Consider the following 22,098-nt stretch of genomic DNA (forward strand, 5'->3'; position numbering starts at 1 on the left):
TTTCGCTCGTGATCCAGCGCGGCTTAGAACTATCGTCAACATCGCGTAGAATTGAGGAACTATGGCCAAAAACTCCGACAACGACGCTGCTGCGCAACCAAAGCGCGGTTTGTTTTCGCGTAAACCAAAAGCTGAGAAAAAGAACAAAGAACCAGGCCGGCTGAAGCAAATCGGCCAAGTCTTCCAGATGACGCGCCGCAACGACCCCATGGTCGTTTGGTGGATGGCACTGGCTGCCTTGGCTGTAATCGCAGTCTGCTTGGTTATCGGTATCTTGATCAACAACTGGATCACCATGTTGATCATTTCCATTCCGTTGGCTCTTCTTGCGGCGATGTTCATCATGTCCCGTCGGGCTGAAAAAGCTGCCTTCTCCCAGCTAGAAGGACGCCCAGGCGCTGCAGGTGCAGCCATGAGCGTGCTGCGTCGCGGATGGATCCTCAAGCAGGAACCAGTCGCCTATAACCGTCACCAGGATTTGGTCTTCCTCGCCATTGGCCGCCCAGGCATCGTCCTGGTCGCTGAAGGGCCTAAGTCGCGAGTTCGCGAACTCGTCGCATCGGAACGCAAGCGCATTGCCCGTGTTCTGCCGAACGTGCCAGTTCACGTGATCCATGCAGGACAGGACGCGGACCAGACCAGCTTGGTTGATGTCAGCAAGGAAATGAAGAAGCTTCCCAAGTCCATCACCAAGCTCGAAGTCAGTGCCATCGACAAGCGACTGAGCACCCTGACTGCAAATCGCCTGCCGATCCCCAAGGGCGTAGACCCCACCCGCGTTCGGCCTAACCGCCGCGCAACCCGCGGTCGCTAAAAACCTCAATATATAAGAAGCCGCAACATCCCTGTTGCGGCTTCTTCGTTGTCATGGGCCAATTGAATTATTTGATGTTGACCAAGATGGTCTTCGGTAGCCGATCGTGCAATCCCCGCTGATCCTTATCGGTAACAAAGACCGGGATGGCCAGGCAAAGCAGCAGCGAGCGAATCAACCCCTGCAGGGGCTTCACTGCACTGCCGTCCATTGACTGCACTTGAAGGCCAAAGGTCCGATGGCCAATAGTATGACCGGTCAATCCGACGCCAATAATCTGCCCGACGCAAAACAGCAACAGGGTTGCAAGGTCATTGAAGTTGAAGAGCCACCAGCTCAGCAGCATCGACAGTCCCCAGTCGATGCACAAGGCTCCAATCCTGCGAGGGAATCTTCCGATTGCCCCGGGGCCCTTGTCCGGTCGGCCTAGATCCTGTCCAGGCCACTCCTGCGAGTTATGTTGTGGCGGGCCTTCAAGCCACGAACTGAAGTCTTTTCTTTCCACGGCTACATTCTATCGAGGGATTCTGTGCATCAGTTCGGGCTCAATTTGCCCTGTCTGAGCCCGCCAAGGCTCCAAGTCAGTTTGTTACGAATTGCATCGTCCCAAATCAGCGCAATACGATACGCCCGAGCCTCACCCTTGTAACAGGCTGGAAACAATAGAGACACCATTCAGAAATGGATTGTGGGTAAGCTCTATACGTAAGCAAGGGAACCAGCCAGCTCATTCTGTCTGATCGTTCTGTTTACCAATTCTCATATCTCACCAGGGAGTCACCTGCACATGTTTACCAGTCCAGAAGAAGTCTTGGCATATATTGCCGATGAGGACATCAAGTTCGTCGATATCCGTTTCACCGATCTTCCAGGCGTACAGCAGCACTTCAACGTGCCAGCAAAGTCTGTAGATGCCGACTTCTTCGTCAACGGCCAGCTCTTCGATGGTTCGTCCATCCGCGGCTTCGCTGGCATCTCTGAATCAGACATGCAGTTGATCCCAGATGTCACCACCGGTTTCATCGATCCATTCCGCATCGAAAAGACCTTGGCATTCAACTTCTCGATCATCAACCCGCGTACCGGTGAGCCTTACCACCGCGATCCGCGTGGCGTTGCAGAGCGTGCCGAAGCTTACCTCGAGTCCACCGGAATCGCCGATACCGCATTCTTCGCTCCAGAAGCAGAATTCTTCATCTTCGAGGACGTTCGCTACGAGTCGAAGCCAGAAGGCGCTTTCTACTCGATCGATTCCGATGAAGCTCCATGGAACACCGGCCGCAAGGAAGAGGGCGGCAACCAGGGTTACAAGACCGCTTTCAAGGGCGGCTACTTCCCAGTTGCACCAACTGACAAGCAGGCTGACCTGCGCGACGCTATCTGCGTTGAGCTGGACAAGGCTGGCCTTGAGGTCGAGCGCAGCCACCACGAAGTTGGCGCTGCTGGCCAGGCTGAAATCAACTACAAGTTCAACACCATGGTTCACGCCGCTGACGAACTGATGCTCTTCAAGTACGTAGTCAAGAACGTGGCAGACGCCTGGGGCAAGTCCGCAACCTTCATGCCAAAGCCTGTCTTCGGCGACAACGGTTCGGGCATGCACGTGCACCAGTCGCTGTGGTCCAACGGCGACCCGCTGTTCTACGACGAAAAGGGCTACGCTGGCCTGTCCGACGTCGCTCGCTGGTACATCGGTGGCCTGCTGAAGCACGCTGACGCAGTGCTTGCATTCACCAACCCAACCGTGAACTCCTACCGTCGACTGGTCAAGGGCTTCGAGGCTCCAGTGAACATGGTTTACTCGCAGAGTAACCGTTCAGCAGGTATCCGTATCCCGATCACCGGTTCGAACCCTAAGGCGAAGCGCATCGAGTTCCGCGCACCGGATGCTTCTTCCAACCCTTACCTGGCTTTCGCAGCCCAGCTGATGGCTGGCCTGGACGGCATCAAGAACCGCATCGAACCAGCAGAGCCAATCGACAAGGACCTCTACGAGCTTCCTGCCGAGGAAGCCAAGGACATCCAGCGCGCTCCGGAGAGCCTTGAAGATGCCCTGAAGGCACTGGAAGCCGACCACGACTTCCTGCTCGAAGGCGGCGTCTTCACCGAGGACCTGGTCCAGACTTGGATCGAGTACAAGCGTGAAAACGAAATCAAGCCACTGAGCCTGCGCCCGAACCCATACGAGTTCGAGCTGTACTACGGTTGCTAATTTTGATCCTGCGCTAGTAGCGGATTAGTTGGTCAAAAGCTGGGCCCCACCCTTTGGTGGGGCCCAGCTTTTTGGCTTTTGCTAGCCTATAGGCCATGGACACTTCCCAGTGGATCAGCGTACAACGCGACGACGGAGAAATAGTCGGCTATCTTGAACCAGTGGCTGAGGACTACAGCAGGGTCCTGCCCCGCAATATACTAGGCCACGCAATTTCCGATGCCTGCGACTATGCTGACGGTGACGGTCTCTTGCAAGAACGTGGAATCAAGGAGCTAATGCAGCCGTGGACGCTCAACGGGGACTTCGGCGAGGCAACCAGCGAGCTGGCGATCATAGAACTTTCCACCCAAGGGATCGTTGTGGCCAATGCGCTGCGCACTAAGGCGCTGAAACCAACCGAGCGGATCCACGTGGACTGGCCCGATGTGGAGCAACGGCTGAAACCTGCTGCGTCACGCGCCAGACCATGAATTTCGAGCAACGAATGATTGGGCGGCCATTTTTCAACAATTGAGGGTGAGCGCCCTGCCATACCTCCACCGCGTGAATTTTTGCGCCACCAATAGCAATGGAAATACGACCCGCCACCCAAGAAGATCAGAAGGCGCGGTCAAGGAACGGATCTCCAGGAAGACGTGCGCAGCGCTACGCGTGAGAATAAACGCTTCCTCGCCACTGACGGGATGCCCGGGGCGGGTTTTGTAGGCGAATCCCACGCGATCAGCGCTGTGGACTGTATCCACAACTTCAATGGGCTCGTCGATGGCTATGGGCCCGAGCACGGCACGGAGCTGGGGACGTGCGCCCATTCGCACCGGTTCTTGCGGTTGTACGACGAACCCGCTGCGGGTTTTTATTTCCCAGCGCATGAGCGACTCGGCAGCTTCGCTCCACACCAAGTCACCAGAGCCCAGGTAGTGCCGCCGTTGCCAAACCCGATGGGTGGTGGTTTCTGGGGCCCAATGCTCTTGCTGGATGCGGGTCAGCGACATGCCGAGTCAGTCTTCGAAGCCGTAAAAGAGCTGTTCAAAAACGCTTCGGGCATGACGAGTGGCGCGCAGGTAATCTTCCTCTAGCTCAACGCCGAAGTGCGGCTCATAGCCGCACCATCGTGCCACAGCTTCCATATCCCTCGATGAACTTGGCAGGACATCGCTGGAGCGTCCCGAAGTGATGATTTCGGCGCTTCGGATACGCGTTGCCAACCGCCAGGCGACGGCGAGCTGTTCGCTGTCGTCCTCGGTGATGAACTCCAGCTTCGCCAGCTCTTCGAGGGCTTTCAGGGTCGAGGTGGTTTGCAGCGTCTCATGCTTCCATGCGTGCTGGAGCTGGTAGAACTGGACTAGCCATTCAATGTCGGACAGCGAACCGCGACCTAGCTTCAAATGGCGATTGGGATCGGCGCCGCGTGGAAGCCTTTCAGATTCAACACGGGCCTTGATCTTGCGGATGTCCCGGATTTCGCTGTCGTCCAGGCCTTTGCCGTAGCGCACGGGCTTGATCAGGTCGATGAAGTCCTGCGCCAGCGCGGCATCACCAGCGAAGGGACGCGCTCGCTGCAGGGCCTGCCGCTCCCAGACCTCAACCCAGCGCTCGTAATAGCTCGCATAGGCATCGATGGACCGAACCAGAATTCCCTGGCGTCCTTCGGGACGCAGGTCCGAATCGACCTTGAGTTTCACTTCAGCAGGAATTGCCGGCTTCAAGGGCTTGGAAGTCCACGAAACGAGCTCGGTCACCACGCGCAAGGCTTGTTCCTGCGCCGCTTGGGCCTCGACTCCGGGAAGCGGGCGCTGAATGAACAATACGTCGGCATCGGAGCCGTAGCCGATTTCCTGGCCTCCTTGGCGCCCCATCGCGATCACTGAAATTACGGCGTGTTCGCCATGCTTCTGGCGGTCTGCCGCGAGCAGGACCTGAAGCACGCCGTCGACCATTGCTCCATCAATATTCGACAGGGCCTTGCCCACTTCATCGACCGACAGCAATCCCGCGCCATCGGCCAGGGCCACACGCAAGAACTCACGCCGGCGCACCATGCGGATCATCCGAATGGCGCTTTCGGGCTGCTTGGTGCGGTGAATGATCGACTGGTTCTGCTGCAACAGGCTTTCAAGGTTCTGTGGCATCAAGGATGAATCCGAGCCCAGCCACGCGGCGGCGGCCGGTTCATTAGCCAGCAGGTCGGTCAGGAAACGGGTGTTGGAAAGCAAATGGCTCAGCCTCTCCGCCGCCGCGTTGGTATCGCGCAGCATGCCAAGGAACCAATGGGACTTGCCCAGCGACTCGCTCAACCGCCGGAAGCCCAGCAGCCCGGCGTCGGGATCGACTCCACGGGCGAACCAGTCCAGCAGAACGGGCAGCAGCTGGCGTTGCAGCGAGGACCTGCGGGATACTCCCCCGGTCAACGCTTCAATATGGCGCATGGCCGCCTTGGGATCCAGATAGCCCAGAGCTCGAAGGCGCGCTTGTGCAGATTCGGCGGTGAGCTTGACGTCGTCTGCCGAGAGATTGGAGCTGCTGACCAGCAATGGGCGGTAGAAAATCCGTTCGTGGAGGGAACGCACCATGCGCTTGGTCTCGTTCCATCGGCGCATGAGCTTCTCTGGGCTTGTCGGCTGCAGATCCCCTGCGCCGCGAATCGAGCGTGCCAGAACTCGCTGTGCGCTTTCCACGCGTGGCATCAGGTGGGTCCGCCGGAGCTGGTTCAGCTGAATTCGGTGTTCCAGCAGCCGCAGGAAGCGGTACGAATCATCAAAATGCGTTGCGTCTTCGCGTCCGATATAGCCAATCTCGCTCATGGCGTGGATTGCCAAGGTGGTCGTGGGAATCTGGATATCCGGATCTACACGGCCGTGAACCAGCTGGAGAAGCTGGACGGTGAATTCAACATCCCTCAGGCCGCCCGGGCCGAGTTTGATTTGCCACGCAACGTCGTCCTTGTCGATGTTGTTGCTGACCCGTCGACGCATGGCTTGAACAGATTCAACGAAGCCATCGCGTTCGGAACTGGACCAGACCATGGGCGAGACCATGCGCTCGTAGGAACGACCGAGTTCTGCGTCGCCGGCGATACAGCGTGCCTTGAGCAATGCCTGGAACTCCCACGAATGTGCCCACCTGCGGTAGTAGGCCTCATGGGAGGATAAGGTTCGGGTGAGCGCCCCGTCTTTGCCTTCTGGGCGCAGGTTCGCATCCACTTCCCAGAGCATCGGCTCGGGGCCGGGGACCATCAGGGCACGGGCAGTATTCCCGCAGATCACGGTGGCAATGGCCGCTGCCAGGTCCTCTTCAATGCCCGGCGCAGAACCGTGGACGTAAATGACATCAACGTCTGAAATGTAATTGAGCTCTCGGGCGCCGCATTTGCCCATGCCGATAACGGCGATGTTAACGAGGTCCACATCAACCGGGTCGTATTGTTCAGCTACCTCAGCGCGGGCGATGGCCAGTGCGCCTTCCAGCACCGCTCCGGCCATGTCGGCCAGCTCGGCCGCGACGTTCGGCAGGATTCGTTGCGGGTTGCCCGAGCCCAGATCACGGTGTGCCAAGGAGAGCAGTGCCATCCGGTAGCTCGTGCGCAAACGTTGCCTGGCTTCGGCACCGGTAACCGAGGAGACCCAATGGCCTCGGCTGGTGCGCTGGGCATCGATGGATGCGAGCATGCTTTGCACCAGGTGCTCGCTGGTGACCTGCACGAACTCTGCCGATGGCGCAGTGCGGACTGTGTCGAGTGCCTGGGGGCAACGTATCAGGAATTCACCGAGCGCCGACGAACTGCCCAGTATTCGGACCAGCCCTTGGCAGCTCTCCGGGTCCATGAAGATATCAATGGCTTCAGGATGGCGGTCAACCAGGCGCAGGGCCAAAAGCAGGGCCTGGTCAGGATCGGGCGCATGAGCCATCTTGCTCACGATCAATTTCGGATCAATCGGTGCCAGTTCCTTGGCTTGAAGGAATTTCTTGGCCCGTTCTATATCGCTGAAACCAGCGTTGATCAATGATCGAGAGGATACGTCCGGCATGGTGATTCTTGTTTCTCCCACAAGTCGCCGTGTGCGGGCACACGGCGACATTTCTAGAGGATACTTAGATTTTTATTGAGCTCGTAGGGAGTCACGACCTGGCGGTATTCTTCCCATTCGGCCTTCTTGTTCGAGATGAAGGAATTGAATACCTGTTCACCGAGGATCTCGGCCATGAATTCGGATTCTTCCATCACACGCAGCGCTTCATGCAGGCTGCCTGGCAACGGCACGTGGCCCGAAGCACGACGCTCCGCGGTGGACAGGTTCCAGACGTCATCCTCGGTTGGCTCTTCGAGCTCGTAGCCTTCACGGATGCCCTTCAGGCCAGCGCCCAATAGGCAGGCGTAGGCGAGGTACGGGTTGGCTGCAGAGTCGATGCCGCGGTACTCAACTCGAGCGCTTTGCCCCTTGCCCGGCTTGTACAGCGGAACACGAAGCAGCGCCGATCGGTTGTTGTGGCCCCACGAACGGTGGCTTGGGGCTTCTCCCCCGCCCCACAAGCGCTTGTACGAGTTCACGTACTGATTGGTGATCGCGGTCATTTCCGGAGCATGGTGCAATATGCCTGCAATGAAGGAGCGGGCAACATCAGAGAGCTGGTATTCGCGCCCAGCCTCAAAGAAGGCGTTGCTGTCTCCCTCGAAGAGCGAGAAGTGCGTGTGCATGCCGCTGCCCGGGTGCTCAGAGAAGGGCTTGGGCATGAAAGTGGCATGAATCCCCTTCTGCATTGCCATCTCCTTGATGACAGTGCGGAAGGTCATGATGTTATCGGCTGTTTGCAGCGCATCCGCGTAGCGCAGGTCGATTTCATTCTGGCCTGGACCGGTTTCATGGTGGGAGAACTCCACCGAAATGCCCAGCGCTTCCAAGGTCGTCACGGAGGCGCGGCGGAAATCTTGTCCTACGCCGTCGGGCACATGGTCGAAGTAGCCACCAGTGTCGATGGGACGCGGGCGCCCGTTGGCATCCAGCTCCGAGGATTCCAGAAGGTAGAACTCGATTTCTGGATGGGTGTAGCATGTGAAGCCCATATCGGAGGCTTCGCCCAGCTGGCGCTTGAGAACCTGGCGCGGGTCAGCACTGGATGGCTGGCCCTCTGGTGTCAGGATGTCGCAGAACATGCGAGAGGTCGGCTCGACCTCACCTCGCCATGGCAAAATCTGGAAAGTGGACGGATCCGGCTGAAGCAGCATGTCAGATTCCGAGATCCGGGAAAGCCCGTCAATGGACGAACCGTCGAAGCCCAGACCCTCTTCAAAGGCATCTTCAACTTCAGCAGGAGCCAACGCCACGGATTTCAGTGATCCAACGACGTCGGTAAACCACATTCGCACAAATCGAACATCACGTTCTTCAATGGTGCGCAGCACAAATTCCTGCTGACGATCCATTTTCCACCACCTTTGAATTTCTAATACCGGCACTGATTACGGCCGGTAAGAAAATTGACCTGTGGCAACACTATATCGGTTCCCACCGGGGCATCCAGTAAGCATCGCCCAGTTCAAGTACGATAAAGTCATTTTATGCCTCAACCTTACCTAGGGAATCCTGAGAAAGGCCCATCCCGCATCCGAATTCATCATTTGCAGCAGGCAAAAGATCGCGGTGAAAAATTCGCGATGTTAACTGCCTACGACGTAATGATGGCCGAAATTTTCGATTCAGCCGGCATCGAGATCCTGCTGGTTGGCGATTCAGCAGCCAATACGGTCATTGGCTACGACTCAACCCTGCCCATCACCCTCGACGAAATGGTGGTCTTCACCAAGGCCGTGGCGAATGGCACCCAACGAGCCATGGTGGTTGCAGATCTGCCTTTCGGAAGTTACGAGCAATCTCCTGCACAAGCGGTTGAGACTGCAGTTCGCCTCATGAAAGAGGGCGGCGCCCAAGCCGTCAAGATGGAGGGCACCGCCCAGTATGCGGAACATGTTCGCGCCATGGTGCTCGCCGGCGTCCCGGTCATCGGCCACATCGGGTTCACTCCGCAGTCAGAGCATGCTCTTGGAGGATTCCGAGTTCAGGGCCGCGGCGATGCCATGTCTCAAATGAAGGCTGATGCACTGGCGTTGCAGGACGCGGGAGCCTTCTGCATCTTGATGGAGATGGTGCCAAGCACGGCTGCAGCCGAAATTGACGCCGCCTTGAGGGTTCCGACCATCGGCATTGGCGCAGGAGCATCGACCACGGGACAGGTGCTGGTTTGGCAGGACATGCTGGGCCTCGGCGCGCGCCGCACGCCTCGATTCGTCAAAAAGTACGCCGATCTTCGCAGCGTCATAGGACAGGCCGTCAGCGAATACCACCAGGACGTCATTTCCGGTTCGTTCCCCTCGGAAGAGTACGAATTCAAGGAATAGCCCCTTCGTGCCGCACGCCAAAGGCGGTGCCCCGAACCAAGTTTTGATCTGGTTCCGGGCACCGCCTTTGCCGTTGCCTACAGGGCGATGGGCCATTTGGACTACTCGTCGTTTTCCTCGGCCTCATCCCACGCCTCATTGCGCGCCTGGACTTTGCTCATTGCGGCTTCTGCTTCCGCAGCAGTCTCATATGGACCTAATAATTGCGACCAATCTGACTGGGGTCCCTTTTCCACGCTCTTGGTGGAAACGTTATACCAGTACTGGCCTTCACCAGGGGTGCCAGCTGAGCTCATTGGAAACTCCTCAATTCTAGGTTGGTACTTCCATCTCCACGTTAGACCACCACGAGAGAAATAGGTGGAACACCACCCTATGCCACGGCCAATCCTGAGCAAGCCAAAACCCGTGTGAAGCTAGAATGAGTCCTATGGCTACAGCTTCAACCGCACCCATTGGAAACCTCACCGCCGGAACCATCTCCCCCGAGCTTCCAGTCCCGAAACATATCGAGCGACCTGAGTACGTGGGCAAAAAAGAACCGTCAGAGAACACTGCGTCGGAAGTCAAGAGCCCCGAAGTAATTGAACGCATACGCGTGGCTTCCAGAATCGCGGCACAGGCCCTCCAAGAGGTTGGCAAAGCGTGCCAGCCGGGTACCACCACGGACGAATTGGATCGTCTTGGACACGAGTTCCTCATGGACCACAACGCCTACCCTTCGACGCTCGGCTACCGCGGCTTCCCGAAGTCCCTGTGCTCCTCGCTCAATGAAGTGATCTGCCACGGCATCCCTGATAGCACGGTGCTCCAGGATGGCGACATCATCAACATTGATATCACTGCCTACATTGGTGGCGTTCATGGCGATAATAACGCTACGTTCCTGGTCGGTGACGTCGACGAAGAATCGCGCTTGTTGGTTGAACGCACGGAGAACTCGCTGAAGCGTGCCATCAAGGCCGTCATGCCTGGCCGTGAAATCAACGTGATTGGCCGCAGCATCGAAACTTATGCCAAGCGTTTTGGCTACGGCGTAGTCAAGGACTTCACCGGCCACGGCGTGGGCGAATCCTTCCATTCGGGTTTGATCATTCCGCATTACGATGCGGCCCCGGCCTACAACACGCTGATTGAACCGGGCATGGTCTTCACCATCGAGCCGATGCTCACCCTTGGAACTATTGAATGGGACATGTGGGCGGATGACTGGACCGTAACGACCAAGGACAAGAAGCGCACCGCGCAGTTCGAGCACACCCTGCTGGTGACCGACACCGGCGCGGAAATCCTGACTCTCCCATAGCCCCCGCAGGAAAGAGCAAGGCCGGCATTCATCTCCCAGTTGGGATTGAACGCCGGCCTTGCTCATTCTTTATTACATTGTCACTCCGCGGTCAGCGGCCGCTGGTTGCCCTGCGGAGTGTTGCTTCGGCGGTCGCGCAGTCGTCCGATCGCGTTTTCAAAATCAGTCAACGACTGGAAATTGTGATAAACGCTGGCAAATCGCAGATAGGCCACTTCGTCCAAACGCGATAGCGGTTCAAGGATGGCCAAGCCCACCTGGTGCGCCGGAATTTCGGCCGCTCCCGACGTACGCACAGCTTCTTCCACTTCTTGAGCAAGAATTGCCAGATCGTGGTCGGTAACCGGACGGCCCTGGCAGGCTTTGCGCACGCCGTTGATGACCTTATTGCGCGAGAATGGCTCCACCGCGCCGGACTGCTTGAGCACGCTGAGGCTCGCTGTCTCAGTGGTCGTGAAGCGCCGAGAACACGCGGTGCACTGGCGACGCCTGCGGATGGACACGCCGTCGTCAGCAACTCGGCTGTCGACCACGCGGGAATCAGCATTACGGCAATACGGGCAATTCACGGCACCTCCATCTGTAGCTATCGAAGCATTCTCGGCTATTCACGGTGACGAGAATCCACTCATGTCACCTACCAGTTTAGCGTCTATTGCGCGTTTCGCACTGCGACAGCGTCGCCGTGCGCTGGCAGGTCCTCGGCATTGGCAAGATTGATCACGTGCGCAGCCACATCGCCAAGCGCGGCCTTGTTGTAATTGATCACCTGGATTGCCTTCAAGAAGGTATTCACGTTCAGGCCCGAGGCGTGCAGGGCAGTGCCGTTGGTGGGAAGTACGTGGTTTGATCCGGCGCAGTAGTCCCCTAGCGATACCGGGGCATACGGTCCTACGAAAATTGCCCCGGCAGCGGTAATGCGTGCCGCCGTAGATTCTGGATCGCTGACCATGATTTCAAGGTGCTCGGCCGCATAGGCATTGCAGACCTCGATGCCCTGTTCCAAGTCCTTGACCAGGATGATGGCTGACTGGGTTCCCGACAAGGCCTGGCGAACACGCTCGGAGTGCTTCGTGGCTGCAACCTGCTTGAGCAGTTCGCCCCGTACCGAGCTTGCTAGTTGAGCAGAGTCGGTAATCAACACCGCAGCGGCGTTGGCGTCGTGTTCGGCCTGGGAGATCATGTCGGCAGCGACAAAGCTGGGATCCGCGCCCTGGTCGGCAAGGATCGCAATTTCCGTAGGACCGGCTTCAGCATCAATGCCGACAACACCCTTAACCAGGCGCTTGGCAGTGGCCACAAAAACGTTGCCCGGCCCGGAGATCACGTCAACCGGCTCGATCCCTCCACGCTCGTCATTGTCGACCTCAACACCGTAGGCGAAGGCGGCCACGGCCTGCGCCCCGCCCATGGCGTGGACTTCATCAATGCCCAGCAGCTTGGCAGCAGCCAAGATGGTTGGGTGCGGCAATCCCCCGAATTCTTGCTGCGGCGGGCTGGCCAGCGCAAGGGAAGCAACACCGGCGGCCTGGGCCGGCACGGTGTTCATGATGACCGAGGATGGATACACGGCCAGGCCACCTGGCACGTACAAGCCAACGCGCCGTACGGCAACCCAACGCTGGGTTACCGTTGCGCCATTGGCGTAGTTCACTTCCGTGTCCTGTGGGCGCTGGGCTGCGGCAAATACCCGGGCACGGTCAATCGACTCTTCCAGGGCCAGGCGGACTTGCGGATCGAGCTCTTCAAGGGCCCGATCCAGCTCATGCTGGGGCACGCGCGTGTGGTCCAGATCCACATGGTCAAATCTCTTGGCAAGATCCTTGAGAGTATGCATGCCACGACTGCGGACGTCATCGATGATCGCCTGCACGGTCTCGGTAGCGGTCTGCGTGTTCATCTCGGGACGCGGCAAATGAGCTTTGAGCTGTGCATAGCTCAGGGATTCGTTGCGCCAGTCGATGGTGGCGAGGTCTGAAAATTCGGTCTCTGGAATTGTGCTCACCTACCTAGTTTAACGTCGATGACCGGGTGAGGTTTTATTGATTACCTCACCCGGTCATTCAAGCCACCATTATGGGATCTGACAGGTCAACGAACTAGCTGATTTCCGGCGCTACACATCCAGGCAGTGCGGGCCAAGCAGCACCTTCAAGTCGCCAAAGAGCGCTGGATTCGGGTTGACTCGGAAGTTCATCCCCAGTCGCATCAGCGACGTCCCTCGGCTGCCGGTGAGCTTAACGCGCACTTCGGTGTTCCCGCTGTGGGTCCTAAGCACGTCGCCAAGGCGTTGCACCAGCGACTCGGTGGCCTTGTGCGTCGGGATGCCGATCACCACAGGGCCGCCATTGGCGTCCTCTGAAATTTCGGGAATCATCATTTCCTGGGCGTTCAACGTAATCGAGCCGTCGTCGCGCCGCTGGACGCGTCCCTTGATCACCACGATCAGGTCATCGGCCAGGATCTCGGCAATCGGCTGGTAGGCCTGTCCGAAGAACATCACTTCCATGGAACCGGACAGGTCTTCGATTTCACAGCGCGCATAGGGATTGCCGCTCTTCTTGGCGATGCGGCGCTGCAAACCTGAAATCATGCCCGCAATGGAGATGATGTGCCCGTCCTGCGGACCGTCATCCGAGAGAACATGGGTCACTGGCATGTCCGCGTACTGGTCCAGGGCGGACCCCAGCCCCTGCAACGGGTGATCCGATACGTACAGGCCCAGCATGTCGCGTTCGTACGCGAGCTTTTCCTTCTTGTCCCAGTCGGGCAAATCCGGAATGGCCACGCTCATAGATTCCGAGGCCTCTTCGGAGCCGAGCGCGCTGAACAAGTCAAACTGGTTGGCAGCTTCGTTGCGCTTGACTTGGATAACTGAATCAACAGCTTCTTCGTGAATGGCGACCAGCGCGCGGCGCGGGTGCTTCAAGGAGTCGAAGGCACCGGCCTTGATCAGCGATTCAATGGTTCGCTTATTGCAGACAACCGCCGGGACCTTGCCCAGGAAGTCGCTGAAGTCGTTGTAGTGCCCCTTTTCCTTGCGGGCTTCTACGATGCCAGCCACGGCGTTGGTGCCCACGTTGCGAATAGCGCCCATGCCGAAGCGGATGTCCTTGCCGACAGGAGTGAAGTTCAAGGCCGATTCGTTCACGTCAGGTGGCAACACGGTAATACCGATATGCCGGCATTCATTCAGATACAGGGCCAGCTTGTCCTTGTCGTCACCGACCGAAGTCAGCAACGCAGCCATGTATTCGGCAGGATAATGCGCTTTCAGATATGCGGTCCAATACGACACCACACCGTAGGCGGCCGAGTGGGCCTTGTTGAACGCATAGTCGGAGAACGGCAGCAGAATATCCCACAGCGTCTGAACGGCAGCGTCGGAATATCCGTTATCGTTCATGCCCTGCTTGAAGCCAGCGAACTGCTTGTCCAGCTCGGACTTCTTCTTCTTGCCCATGGCTCGACGCAAGATATCAGCCTGGCCCAAGGAGTACCCAGCCAGCTTCTGGGCAATAGCCATAACCTGCTCTTGATACACAATCAAGCCATAGGTACCGCCGAGGATTTCAGCCAACGGCTCTTCGAGCTCGGCGTGGATCGGGGTAACTTCCTGCAGCCCAGTCTTGCGCAAAGCGTAGTTGGTGTGCGAGTTGGCGCCCATGGGACCCGGGCGGTACAGCGCGATCACTGCGGAGATGTCTTCGAAGTTATCCGGGCGCATCATTTTCAGCAGTGAGCGCATCGGGCCGCCATCGAGCTGGAACACGCCGAGGGTATCGCCTCGGGCCAGCAAGCTATAGGCTTCCGGATCCTCGATGCTCAGGGTTTCAAGGTCAATCTCGTCTCCGGTGTTATACCGGATGTTCTCCAGCGCATCGGAGATGATGGTGAGATTTCGCAATCCCAAGAAGTCCATCTTGATCAAGCCCAAGCCCTCGCAGGTCGGGTAGTCGAATTGGGTAATAACCTGGCCGTCCTGGATGCGTCGCATGATTGGGATCACATCAATAATCGGATCCGAGCTCATGATGACACCTGCCGCGTGCACGCCCCATTGGCGCTTCAGGCCTTCAAGCCCCTTGGCGGTTTCGAAGACTCGTGCGGCTTCAGGGTCGTTGGCGACCAAATTGCGGAAGTCCCCTGCTTCCGAGTAGCGCTTGGAGTTCTGGTTCTCGATGTCGTTGAGCGGAATGTCCTTGGCCATCACGGCCGGTGGCAACGCCTTGGTCAGGGTCTCGCCCATGCTAAATGGATATCCGAGTACGCGCGAGGAGTCCTTCAGGGCCTGCTTGGTCTTGATGGAACCGTAGGTCACGATCATTGATACACGTTCATCGCCATATTTCTCGGTCACATACTTGATGACCTCAGAACGGCGGCGATCATCGAAGTCGACGTCGAAGTCGGGCATTGAAACGCGTTCCGGGTTCAAGAAGCGTTCGAAGATCAAACCGTGCTTGAGCGGGTCCAGGTCGGTAATTCGCATCGCGTAGGCAACCATGGAACCTGCACCGGAGCCACGGCCGGGACCTACACGGATTCCGTGGTCCTTGGACCAGTTGATAAAGTCGGCCACCACGAGGAAGTAGCCCGGGAAGCCCATCTTGATGATGACGTCGAGCTCATAGTCAGCCTGCTTGCGCGAGGCTTCGGGCACTCCATCGGGGTAACGGTAGTGAAGCCCCTTATCGACTTCCTTGATCAGCCAGCTGGTTTCATCCTCGCCCGGTGGGCATGGGAACTTTGGCATGTAGTTCGCGCTGGTGTCGAATGAAACCTCAACGCGGTCTGCGATCTCCAGGGTGTTGTCACACGCGTCAGGAAATTCTTTAAATAGTTCGCGCATTTCGCGCGCGCTCTTCAGATAGTAGCCGGTGCCGGAGAAGGCGAAGCGGCTTCCGCCTTGATCATAGGTCGGCTCATCAAGCGTGGACCCCGAGTTGATCGCGAGCAAGGCTTCGTGCGCCTTGGCGTCTGCCTCGTGAGTGTAATGCAGGTCATTTGTGGCGACCAGCGGAATGTTCAGTTCCTTGGCGAGGCGCAGCAGGTCCTTGGTGATCCGTCGCTCGATCTCCAGGCCATGGTCCATGATCTCGCAGAAGTAATTCTCCTTGCCAAAGAGGTCCTGCAGTTCAGCCGCCGCTGCCTTGGCCGCGTCATACTGTCCCAAGCGAAGTTTCGTTTGCACTTCGCCTGAAGGGCAACCGGTGGTCGCAATAAGGCCTTCGTGGTGTTCGTTGAGCAGCTCGCGGTCCCATCGAGGGTACTTTCCGAAAACGGAGTCCAGCGATGCGCGGGAGGAACCTTTGAAAAGGTTGTTCATGCCCACGTTGTTGTAGGACAGCAGCGTCATGTGGTTGTACAAGCCACCACCGGAAACGTCGTCGCCTTTTTGCGATTCGTCGGTGCGCCATTTGACGCGCGTCTTGTCATCACGCGCAGTGCCCGGAGTTACGTAGGCTTCAACGCCGATAATGGGCTTCACCCCAGCACCAGTTGCCTGCCGCCAGAAGTCGAAGGCACCGAAGAGATAACCGTGGTCAGTGATCGCCAAAGCCTCCATGCCCTGGCGATTGGCCTCGGCAAAAAGCTCGCCGAGACGCGCAGCACCGTCCAGCATGGAGTATTCGGTATGGGTATGAAGATGAACGAATCCGTCGCGTGTTGCACTCACCCATCCAGTCTAGCGATGAAAACCCTTGGCGGGGTTCAGCAAAGCCCGAGCGGTAGATGTGGTTATTGCGACAGCATGGATTCCTCTGCCCGTTGGCCTAGTAGTCGCCGCTACGAAGGAGTTCGACGGCACCTTCAAGGTCGGCCGGGTAATCACTTTCATATTCCACCCACTGGCCCGAGACCGGGTGGCTGAAACCGAGCTTTTTGGCATGCAGCCACTGGCGGGTGAGCCCGAGTGCTGCGCCAAGTTTTGGATCAGCGCCATAGGTCTGGTCGCCTGCACAAGGATGGCCAAAGGCTGAGAAGTGGACTCGAATCTGGTGGGTACGCCCGGTTTCCAGATGCACTTCCACCAGTGATGCACGGCCGAAGGCTTCGATCACCGTGTAGTGCGTGACCGATTGGCGTCCACCTTCCAGGACTGCGAACTTCCAATCGTGCCCTGGATGGCGCCCGATAGGAGCATCGATGGTGCCCTCCAATGGATCAGGCAATCCTTGAACCACTGCGTGATAAATCTTCTTGGGGGTGCGCTCTTTAAAAGCCCGCTTCAACGCGGTGTACGCGCGTTCGGACTTGGCTACCACCATCAGGCCGCTGGTACCGACATCCAGGCGATGAACAATGCCCTGGCGTTCCGAGGCACCGGACGTCGAGATGTTATATCCCTCTGCCATCAAGGCGCCGACAACCGTGGGTCCTACCCAGCCCGGAGAAGGGTGAGCGGCAACTCCAACCGGCTTGTCAATGACTACATAGTCATCGTCATCCGCGATGATCTTCAGCTCTTCCACTTTCTCAACCTTAATTTCCAATGGGTCTCGTTGCGGAGGAATCGTCACGTTCACACGATCGCCAGCCTTGAGCTTCAATGATTTTGCAATGATGCGCCCATTTACTTGAACGTGAGAGTCCTTGCACAGGCTTGAGGCCAAAGTACGAGGAATGTCAAGATGTCGCGCGAGGTAGGCGTCGAGCCGGGCTCCAGCATCAGCTGGTTCGACAAGGAGATCCTGGATAACGGTTTCGTCAGAAATCATTCTTTGGATTCCGTTTCGCCCTGGTCTGATTTCTGCTTAGCCGGAGCATCCCCGATGGTTCCGTCCAAGTTGCGTCCTCGAATCAGCATGTAAGCGACAACGATCATCGAACAAACGATGAATGAGTCCGCAACATTGAAGATCGCAAAATGGGTTACGGAGAACATGTCCACGACGTGGCCGAATCCGAAGGCTGGCTGGCGGAAAATTCGGTCTCCCAGATTTCCGAGAACACCGCCGAGCAAGCAGCCCAATACGACTGCCCAACTGCGAACCAATACCTTGCGTGCCAGAAGGTAGATCACGAAAATGGCCACTGCTGCTTGGAGCAGCGCGAAGATGATCGTAAAGTCTTCACCGATGGAGAATGCGGCGCCTGGATTCAAGATGTAATGAATATTGAAGATCCCGGGGATGACTTCAATCGACTCGCCGAGCCGCATGTTCCGCTCCACCAAAATCTTCACGACCTGGTCAATGACCAAAGCGATCAGCGCAATTACTAGGCCCGTGCCCAAGAATTTCTTCGGTGACGGGGACTTACCCCCAGTTTGAACTGCGTCCACAGTGATACCTATTAGTTCCTCTTAAACGTCAACGGTGGTACCCGGATAAAATCCGTGCACCACCGTTGATCTTACTAGAAAGCTAGATCAGGTTCTTACCTGTCAGCGACTAGTTCGACTTGCTTGCGTCTGCATCAATCGAGCCCTGGGACTCGAGGTCGCGCAACTGACCTTCGATGTAGGTCTTCAGGCGAGCACGGTAGTCGCGCTCGAATCCGCGCAGCTGCTCAAGCTTGCGCTCAAGAACAGACTTCTGCTGTTCAAGGGCGGACAAGGTCTTGCGGCTCTTTTCTTCAGCAGAGGTAACCAGCGAGTTCGCCTCGGTCTTTGCTTCCGAAATGATCTTGTCGCGCTGTTCTACACCGGCAGCAACGTACTCGTCGTGCAAACGCTGAGCCATCGACAGCACGTTGGCTGCAGACTCGGCGGATTCGGTACGTGGTGCTGCGGCAGGAGCTGCAGCTGGGGCAGCCTGAGCTGCTGGAGCAGCTGCAGCAGGAGCTGCGGCTGGCTTCTCTGCGGCAGCAGGCTTGGCTTCGGCCTTCTTCTCTTCGGCCGGCTTCGGAGCTGGAGTTGCAGCCTTGGCTGGCTCAGCTGGCTTAGCCTCAGCCTTCTTCTCCTCAGCTGGCTTTGCAGCAGGAGCAGCCGAAACAGGTGCAGGCACTGCCTGCTCCTTCGATACCGAACCGGCATCCTCACCAAGTTCGGCAAGTCGACTACGAAGAGCCTCGTTCTCACCGGTTAGGCGACGCAGCTCCACTACGATTTCGTCGAGGAAGTCATCTACCTCGTCTTGGTCGTAGCCTTCACGGAACTTGGTCGGCTGAAACCGCTTATTGACTACGTCTTCTGGCGTCAAAGCCATTGGGTCACCTCAATACTGGGATCATTTCCGCACGACCATGTCTTGCCTTGCGAAACACTTACCGTTGTTGTCAGTGTCGCGACCGGTGAAGTCGGAGCACCATTTCCTAAAGGATATAACGATTTGGACACTAAATACGAAATCGAGCTTACGCCCGTGTCTCATATTCTTTGAATCTACAGGGTTTGAACTCTTAGAACAATCCCCGGTTTAGACGAAAATCGCCTAATCAGATCCCTGTAGTACTGCCTAAACTACTTACCACAGCTTTGAGAAGCATTACAACGATAAACAGCAGCAGAAACGACAGGTCAAGACGGATTCCGCCGAGATCTAGGGGTTTAATTCTTCTGCGCAACCACCGCAGAGGAGGGTCGGTTATCGACACAATCGCCGTTGCAGCGATCAAGGCGATACCCGTGGGACGCCAGTGGCGAGCAAAGCTTTCAGTTATATCCAGCACAATTCGCATCAAGAGCAGAATTTGCAGGATTGCTAAAGCGAGATAGATGATCCCGAACACCATTTTGCGCTTGTGCTCCTGGTAACTTAGCTCTGATTGAAGAAAGTAGCCTGGGCTTCAGACTGCTTACGGTCTTCTCCAAGCACCTCAACGGTCGCTGGAGAGAGCAGGAACACCTTGTTGGTAACCCGCTCGATGGAGCCGTGCAGGGCGAAAACCAGCCCTGCGGAGAAATCTACGAGGCGCTTGGCATCGGTCTCTCCCATATCAGTGACATTCATAATCACTGGGATTCCGTCACGGAAGTTCTCACCGATGATCTTGGCATCGTTGTAAGAACGCGGGTGAACGGTTGTAATCTGACGCAATTCGGAATCCTCATCCCGTACTGAAGGGGCACGCTTGATTGGGGTGACCGGAGCGCGGTATTCCGACTCTGGTTCTCTAGCTTGTGTTTGCGGTGCAGCCGGCCGTGCGACAGCCTGCGGGCGTGGGGCTTCAGCAGTGCGCTTGGGGGCTGCATCTTCGACAACACGTACCTGGCTCCTAGGCTCGGCTTGTGCTGTTTGGGTTTCTTCTTGCTCGACGGCATCCGCCAAGCCGAGATATACCATTGCTTTACGCAGTCCGTCAGCCACGATGTTTCTCCTTGTTTATCCCTTGCACGCAACCCCAGTGCATGCTTCCGCTACTTCGACGCTACCGCACAAATTTCGGCAGATAACGTTCATTCGCTCAATTTTGCGCGGTGTGTCGCGCACGCCTAGGCTGCGGGCCAGATCAGACCAGCCAGCCGTCCGGCGTCGCTTGAACGGCGATAGGAGAAGTAGTTTTCATCTTCCAAAGTGCACACGCCACTTTGTCGCACTACGACTCCAAGCTGGGCTAGTTCTTGACCGGCTGAGGCTGGAAGGTCCAATCCGGCCGTGCCCCAACGAGTCTCTGAACGAATCCCGGTTCTGATGCGCTCAGACTCTTCTGCCATCTCAGGGGAAACTTCATAACAAGACCCGCAAATCGATGGGCCGATAGCTGCTTCGATCTCTGTGGCGCCCAGCATGCTCAGCTGCTCCACGGTGCGGGTAAGGATGCCGTCCAGCAATCCACGGCGTCCTGCATGCGTCGCGGCTGTCAACGTTTCTTGGCCGTTTTTGCTTCGTCCGACAAAAAGAACCGGTAGGCAATCTGCAACCATGACCGCCAGGGCTTGGGTCCCAGTCGGATCAACAAGTCCGTCGCAGGTTGGAGCCGGAGGCTCTGACCATGACGTGCGCGCCGCAGGTTGCACCGTCAGGACATCTGCCGAATGCACCTGGTTCATGAAATAAAGCGAGAAACGCCGGACCCCGATCAAGTCCTCCAGCCGGCTTCGATTCTCTGCCACACGGCGAGGATCATCGTTCACATGCAGGGCAAGGTTTCCCTCATCCTGCGATGTGAACGCCAGTTGAATACTCGGATCAAGGTCCGACGTGAAATGTAGCACTGCTCAGCTTCTCGCTGTTATTTACTTCAGGAAGTCAGGGACATCCAGGTCGTCATTGGAACCGTTGAGATCCGAATCGACAACATCAGGAAGGTCCTGGAACGAGCCCGCGCTTTCAGCGGCAGGCTTTTCCTCAGCTACAGGTGCTGGCTTTGCAGCTTCTGGCGCTGGGTGCGACTGCGCTTCTGGAACCGAAGCAGGTACCGGCTCAACTGGACGCGATGATACAGCTGGCTTTGCTGCGACCGGTGCCATTGGCTTGCTGGTGACATCTGGCTCGTCGAAGCCGGCAGCAATCACGGTAACGCGTGCTTCATCGCCCAGGGCGTCGTCAATGACGGCACCGAAGATGATGTTGGCTTCCGGGTGGGCAACTTCCTGCACCAGGCGTGCAGCTTCGTTGATTTCGAACAGGCCGAGGTCCGAGCCGCCTTGGATGGACAGCAGGACGCCGTGGGCGCCATCGATGGAAGCTTCGAGCAGTGGCGAGGCAATAGCCAGTTCGGCTGCCTTGACTGCGCGGTCTTCGCCCCGTGCCGAACCGATGCCCATGAGTGCCGAGCCTGCACCCTGCATCACGGACTTCACGTCGGCGAAGTCGAGGTTGATCAGGCCCGAGGTGGTGATCAGGTCGGTAATGCCCTGCACACCGGAAAGCAGCACCTGGTCTGCTTGGCGGAATGCATCGAGCACCGATACGTTGCGATCCGAGATCGACAGCAGTCGATCGTTCGGGATCACGATGAGGGTATCTACTTCGTCGCGCAGGGCTTCAATGCCCGACTCGGCGGAGTTCGCACGGCGGCGACCCTCGAAGGTGAATGGACGGGTGACGACACCGATGGTCAGTGCGCCGAGCGAACGGGCAATGCGTGCCACGACTGGTGCGCCACCGGTACCGGTACCGCCGCCTTCGCCTGCGGTCACGAAGACCATATCGGCGCCGCGCAGGACGTCTTCGATTTCTTCTACATGATCTTCAGCTGCCTGGCGTCCCACATCAGGGTTGGCGCCGGCGCCCAGGCCACGAGTAAGTTCGCGTCCCACGTCGAGCTTGACGTCGGCATCACTCATAAGCAGAGCCTGGGCATCGGTATTAATGGCGATGAACTCAACGCCCTTGAGACCGACTTCGATCATTCGATTGACTGCGTTTACACCGCCACCGCCGATTCCGACGACTTTAATGACCGCGAGGTAATTCTGTGGAGCTGCCACGTCCCGCTTCCCTTGTTAGATGTGCTACATGTTTACGACTCCAGCCAAAAAC

At 57.5% G+C, this 22,098-nt stretch carries 20 protein-coding genes; 5 read left to right on the forward strand and 15 right to left on the reverse strand.

What is annotated here, in order from left to right; genetic code table 11:
* Positions 1-61: 61 nt before the first annotated feature.
* Positions 62-814 (forward strand): DUF4191 domain-containing protein, encoded by a 753-nt coding sequence (locus tag AOZ07_RS10560; protein WP_060701958.1) that lies wholly within the window; start codon positions 62-64, stop codon positions 812-814.
* Between the two features lie 67 nt (positions 815-881).
* On the opposite strand, the gene AOZ07_RS10565 is transcribed toward AOZ07_RS10560, so the two are convergent.
* Positions 882-1,184 (reverse strand): RDD family protein, encoded by a 303-nt coding sequence (locus AOZ07_RS10565; RefSeq protein ID WP_236995167.1) that lies wholly within the window; start codon positions 1,182-1,184, stop codon positions 882-884.
* A gap of 417 nt (positions 1,185-1,601) precedes the next feature.
* Between AOZ07_RS10565 and glnA (AOZ07_RS10570) the strand changes: the two genes are divergently transcribed.
* Together glnA (AOZ07_RS10570) and AOZ07_RS10575 are read left to right on the forward strand one after the other, a co-directional pair.
* A complete protein-coding gene (gene glnA, locus AOZ07_RS10570) occupies positions 1,602-3,026 on the forward strand; it encodes a type I glutamate--ammonia ligase (RefSeq protein ID WP_060701960.1) in 1,425 nt (474 codons plus the stop codon).
* A 95-nt stretch (positions 3,027-3,121) separates the two neighbouring features.
* On the forward strand, positions 3,122-3,499 hold the full coding sequence (locus tag AOZ07_RS10575; RefSeq protein ID WP_060701961.1) for a hypothetical protein: 378 nt from the start codon (positions 3,122-3,124) through the stop codon (positions 3,497-3,499).
* 33 nt (positions 3,500-3,532) lie between these two features.
* Here AOZ07_RS10575 and AOZ07_RS10580 read toward each other — a convergent pair whose 3' ends face one another.
* Genes AOZ07_RS10580 through glnA (AOZ07_RS10590) form a run of 3 tightly spaced genes read right to left on the reverse strand, consistent with a single transcriptional unit; the run spans position 3,533 to position 8,448 of the window.
* Positions 3,533-4,021 carry a DUF1990 family protein gene (locus AOZ07_RS10580; protein ID WP_060701962.1) on the reverse strand — a complete coding sequence of 163 codons (489 nt, stop codon included), beginning with the start codon at positions 4,019-4,021 and terminating at the stop codon, positions 3,533-3,535.
* 6 nt (positions 4,022-4,027) lie between these two features.
* Complete coding sequence (locus AOZ07_RS10585) at positions 4,028-7,054, reverse strand: bifunctional [glutamine synthetase] adenylyltransferase/[glutamine synthetase]-adenylyl-L-tyrosine phosphorylase (RefSeq protein ID WP_060701963.1); 3,027 nt, start codon at positions 7,052-7,054, stop codon at positions 4,028-4,030.
* Positions 7,055-7,107: 53 nt separating this feature from the next.
* The gene (gene glnA, locus AOZ07_RS10590) at positions 7,108-8,448 is read right to left on the reverse strand and encodes a type I glutamate--ammonia ligase (RefSeq protein WP_060701964.1); all 1,341 of its coding nucleotides are present in this window, start codon (positions 8,446-8,448) and stop codon (positions 7,108-7,110) included.
* Positions 8,449-8,583: 135 nt separating this feature from the next.
* Between glnA (AOZ07_RS10590) and panB the strand changes: the two genes are divergently transcribed.
* Positions 8,584-9,420: a 3-methyl-2-oxobutanoate hydroxymethyltransferase gene (panB, locus tag AOZ07_RS10595; RefSeq protein WP_060701965.1), complete on the forward strand. Its 837-nt coding sequence runs from the start codon at positions 8,584-8,586 to the stop codon at positions 9,418-9,420.
* Between the two features lie 101 nt (positions 9,421-9,521).
* Here the strand turns inward: panB and AOZ07_RS10600 are convergent, their stop codons facing one another.
* Positions 9,522-9,716, reverse strand: coding sequence for a hypothetical protein (locus AOZ07_RS10600; RefSeq protein ID WP_060701966.1), 195 nt, complete (start codon positions 9,714-9,716; stop codon positions 9,522-9,524).
* A gap of 134 nt (positions 9,717-9,850) precedes the next feature.
* On the opposite strand from AOZ07_RS10600, the gene map reads away from it, so the two are divergent.
* Positions 9,851-10,726, forward strand: a complete 876-nt coding sequence (gene map / locus AOZ07_RS10605) for a type I methionyl aminopeptidase (protein ID WP_060701967.1) — start codon at positions 9,851-9,853, stop codon at positions 10,724-10,726.
* 80 nt (positions 10,727-10,806) lie between these two features.
* Here the strand turns inward: map and nrdR are convergent, their stop codons facing one another.
* The 10 genes from nrdR to ftsZ all read right to left on the reverse strand — a co-directional run bounded on the left by nrdR (position 10,807) and on the right by ftsZ (position 22,046).
* Complete coding sequence (nrdR, locus tag AOZ07_RS10610) at positions 10,807-11,295, reverse strand: transcriptional regulator NrdR (protein ID WP_060701968.1); 489 nt, start codon at positions 11,293-11,295, stop codon at positions 10,807-10,809.
* 83 nt (positions 11,296-11,378) lie between these two features.
* On the reverse strand, positions 11,379-12,731 hold the full coding sequence (gene hisD / locus AOZ07_RS10615) for a histidinol dehydrogenase (protein ID WP_060701969.1): 1,353 nt from the start codon (positions 12,729-12,731) through the stop codon (positions 11,379-11,381).
* A 111-nt stretch (positions 12,732-12,842) separates the two neighbouring features.
* Positions 12,843-16,406: a DNA polymerase III subunit alpha gene (gene dnaE, locus AOZ07_RS10620; RefSeq protein ID WP_060701970.1), complete on the reverse strand. Its 3,564-nt coding sequence runs from the start codon at positions 16,404-16,406 to the stop codon at positions 12,843-12,845.
* A 97-nt stretch (positions 16,407-16,503) separates the two neighbouring features.
* A complete protein-coding gene (locus tag AOZ07_RS10625; protein WP_060701971.1) occupies positions 16,504-17,448 on the reverse strand; it encodes an RluA family pseudouridine synthase in 945 nt (314 codons plus the stop codon).
* The gene (lspA, locus tag AOZ07_RS10630) at positions 17,445-18,014 is read right to left on the reverse strand and encodes a signal peptidase II (protein ID WP_236995168.1); all 570 of its coding nucleotides are present in this window, start codon (positions 18,012-18,014) and stop codon (positions 17,445-17,447) included. The genes AOZ07_RS10625 and lspA overlap by 4 nt, the downstream gene beginning before the upstream one ends.
* Before the next feature lie 109 nt (positions 18,015-18,123).
* Positions 18,124-18,879 (reverse strand): DivIVA domain-containing protein, encoded by a 756-nt coding sequence (locus tag AOZ07_RS10635; RefSeq protein WP_060701973.1) that lies wholly within the window; start codon positions 18,877-18,879, stop codon positions 18,124-18,126.
* A gap of 229 nt (positions 18,880-19,108) precedes the next feature.
* Entirely contained in the window at positions 19,109-19,405 is a 297-nt protein-coding gene (locus tag AOZ07_RS10640; RefSeq protein ID WP_060701974.1) for a YggT family protein, read from the reverse strand.
* Positions 19,406-19,428: 23 nt separating this feature from the next.
* On the reverse strand, positions 19,429-19,980 hold the full coding sequence (locus AOZ07_RS10645) for a cell division protein SepF (protein ID WP_060701975.1): 552 nt from the start codon (positions 19,978-19,980) through the stop codon (positions 19,429-19,431).
* A gap of 125 nt (positions 19,981-20,105) precedes the next feature.
* On the reverse strand, positions 20,106-20,828 hold the full coding sequence (locus tag AOZ07_RS10650; protein ID WP_060701976.1) for a purine nucleoside phosphorylase YfiH/LACC1 family protein: 723 nt from the start codon (positions 20,826-20,828) through the stop codon (positions 20,106-20,108).
* 21 nt (positions 20,829-20,849) lie between these two features.
* Positions 20,850-22,046 carry a cell division protein FtsZ gene (gene ftsZ, locus AOZ07_RS10655; protein ID WP_060701977.1) on the reverse strand — a complete coding sequence of 399 codons (1,197 nt, stop codon included), beginning with the start codon at positions 22,044-22,046 and terminating at the stop codon, positions 20,850-20,852.
* Between the last annotated feature and the right edge of the window lie 52 nt (positions 22,047-22,098).

Source organism: Glutamicibacter halophytocola (genome assembly GCF_001302565.1).
Taxonomy (GTDB): Bacteria; Actinomycetota; Actinomycetes; order Actinomycetales; family Micrococcaceae; genus Glutamicibacter; species Glutamicibacter halophytocola.

Excerpts from the sequence above, each read along its gene's own strand:
- AOZ07_RS10585 (WP_060701963.1), bottom strand. The coding sequence starts at position 7,054 with ATGCCGGACGTATCCTCTCGATCATTGATCAACGCTGGTTTCAGCGAT.
- AOZ07_RS10560 (WP_060701958.1), top strand. The coding sequence starts at position 62 with ATGGCCAAAAACTCCGACAACGACGCTGCTGCGCAACCAAAGCGCGGT.
- AOZ07_RS10575 (WP_060701961.1), top strand. The coding sequence starts at position 3,122 with ATGGACACTTCCCAGTGGATCAGCGTACAACGCGACGACGGAGAAATA.
- AOZ07_RS10635 (WP_060701973.1), bottom strand. The coding sequence starts at position 18,879 with ATGGCTTTGACGCCAGAAGACGTAGTCAATAAGCGGTTTCAGCCGACC.
- glnA (WP_060701960.1), top strand. The coding sequence starts at position 1,602 with ATGTTTACCAGTCCAGAAGAAGTCTTGGCATATATTGCCGATGAGGAC.
- map (WP_060701967.1), top strand. The coding sequence starts at position 9,851 with ATGGCTACAGCTTCAACCGCACCCATTGGAAACCTCACCGCCGGAACC.
- AOZ07_RS10600 (WP_060701966.1), bottom strand. The coding sequence starts at position 9,716 with ATGAGCTCAGCTGGCACCCCTGGTGAAGGCCAGTACTGGTATAACGTT.
- AOZ07_RS10580 (WP_060701962.1), bottom strand. The coding sequence starts at position 4,021 with ATGTCGCTGACCCGCATCCAGCAAGAGCATTGGGCCCCAGAAACCACC.
- AOZ07_RS10640 (WP_060701974.1), bottom strand. The coding sequence starts at position 19,405 with ATGGTGTTCGGGATCATCTATCTCGCTTTAGCAATCCTGCAAATTCTG.
- panB (WP_060701965.1), top strand. The coding sequence starts at position 8,584 with ATGCCTCAACCTTACCTAGGGAATCCTGAGAAAGGCCCATCCCGCATC.
- glnA (WP_060701964.1), bottom strand. The coding sequence starts at position 8,448 with ATGGATCGTCAGCAGGAATTTGTGCTGCGCACCATTGAAGAACGTGAT.
- AOZ07_RS10625 (WP_060701971.1), bottom strand. The coding sequence starts at position 17,448 with ATGATTTCTGACGAAACCGTTATCCAGGATCTCCTTGTCGAACCAGCT.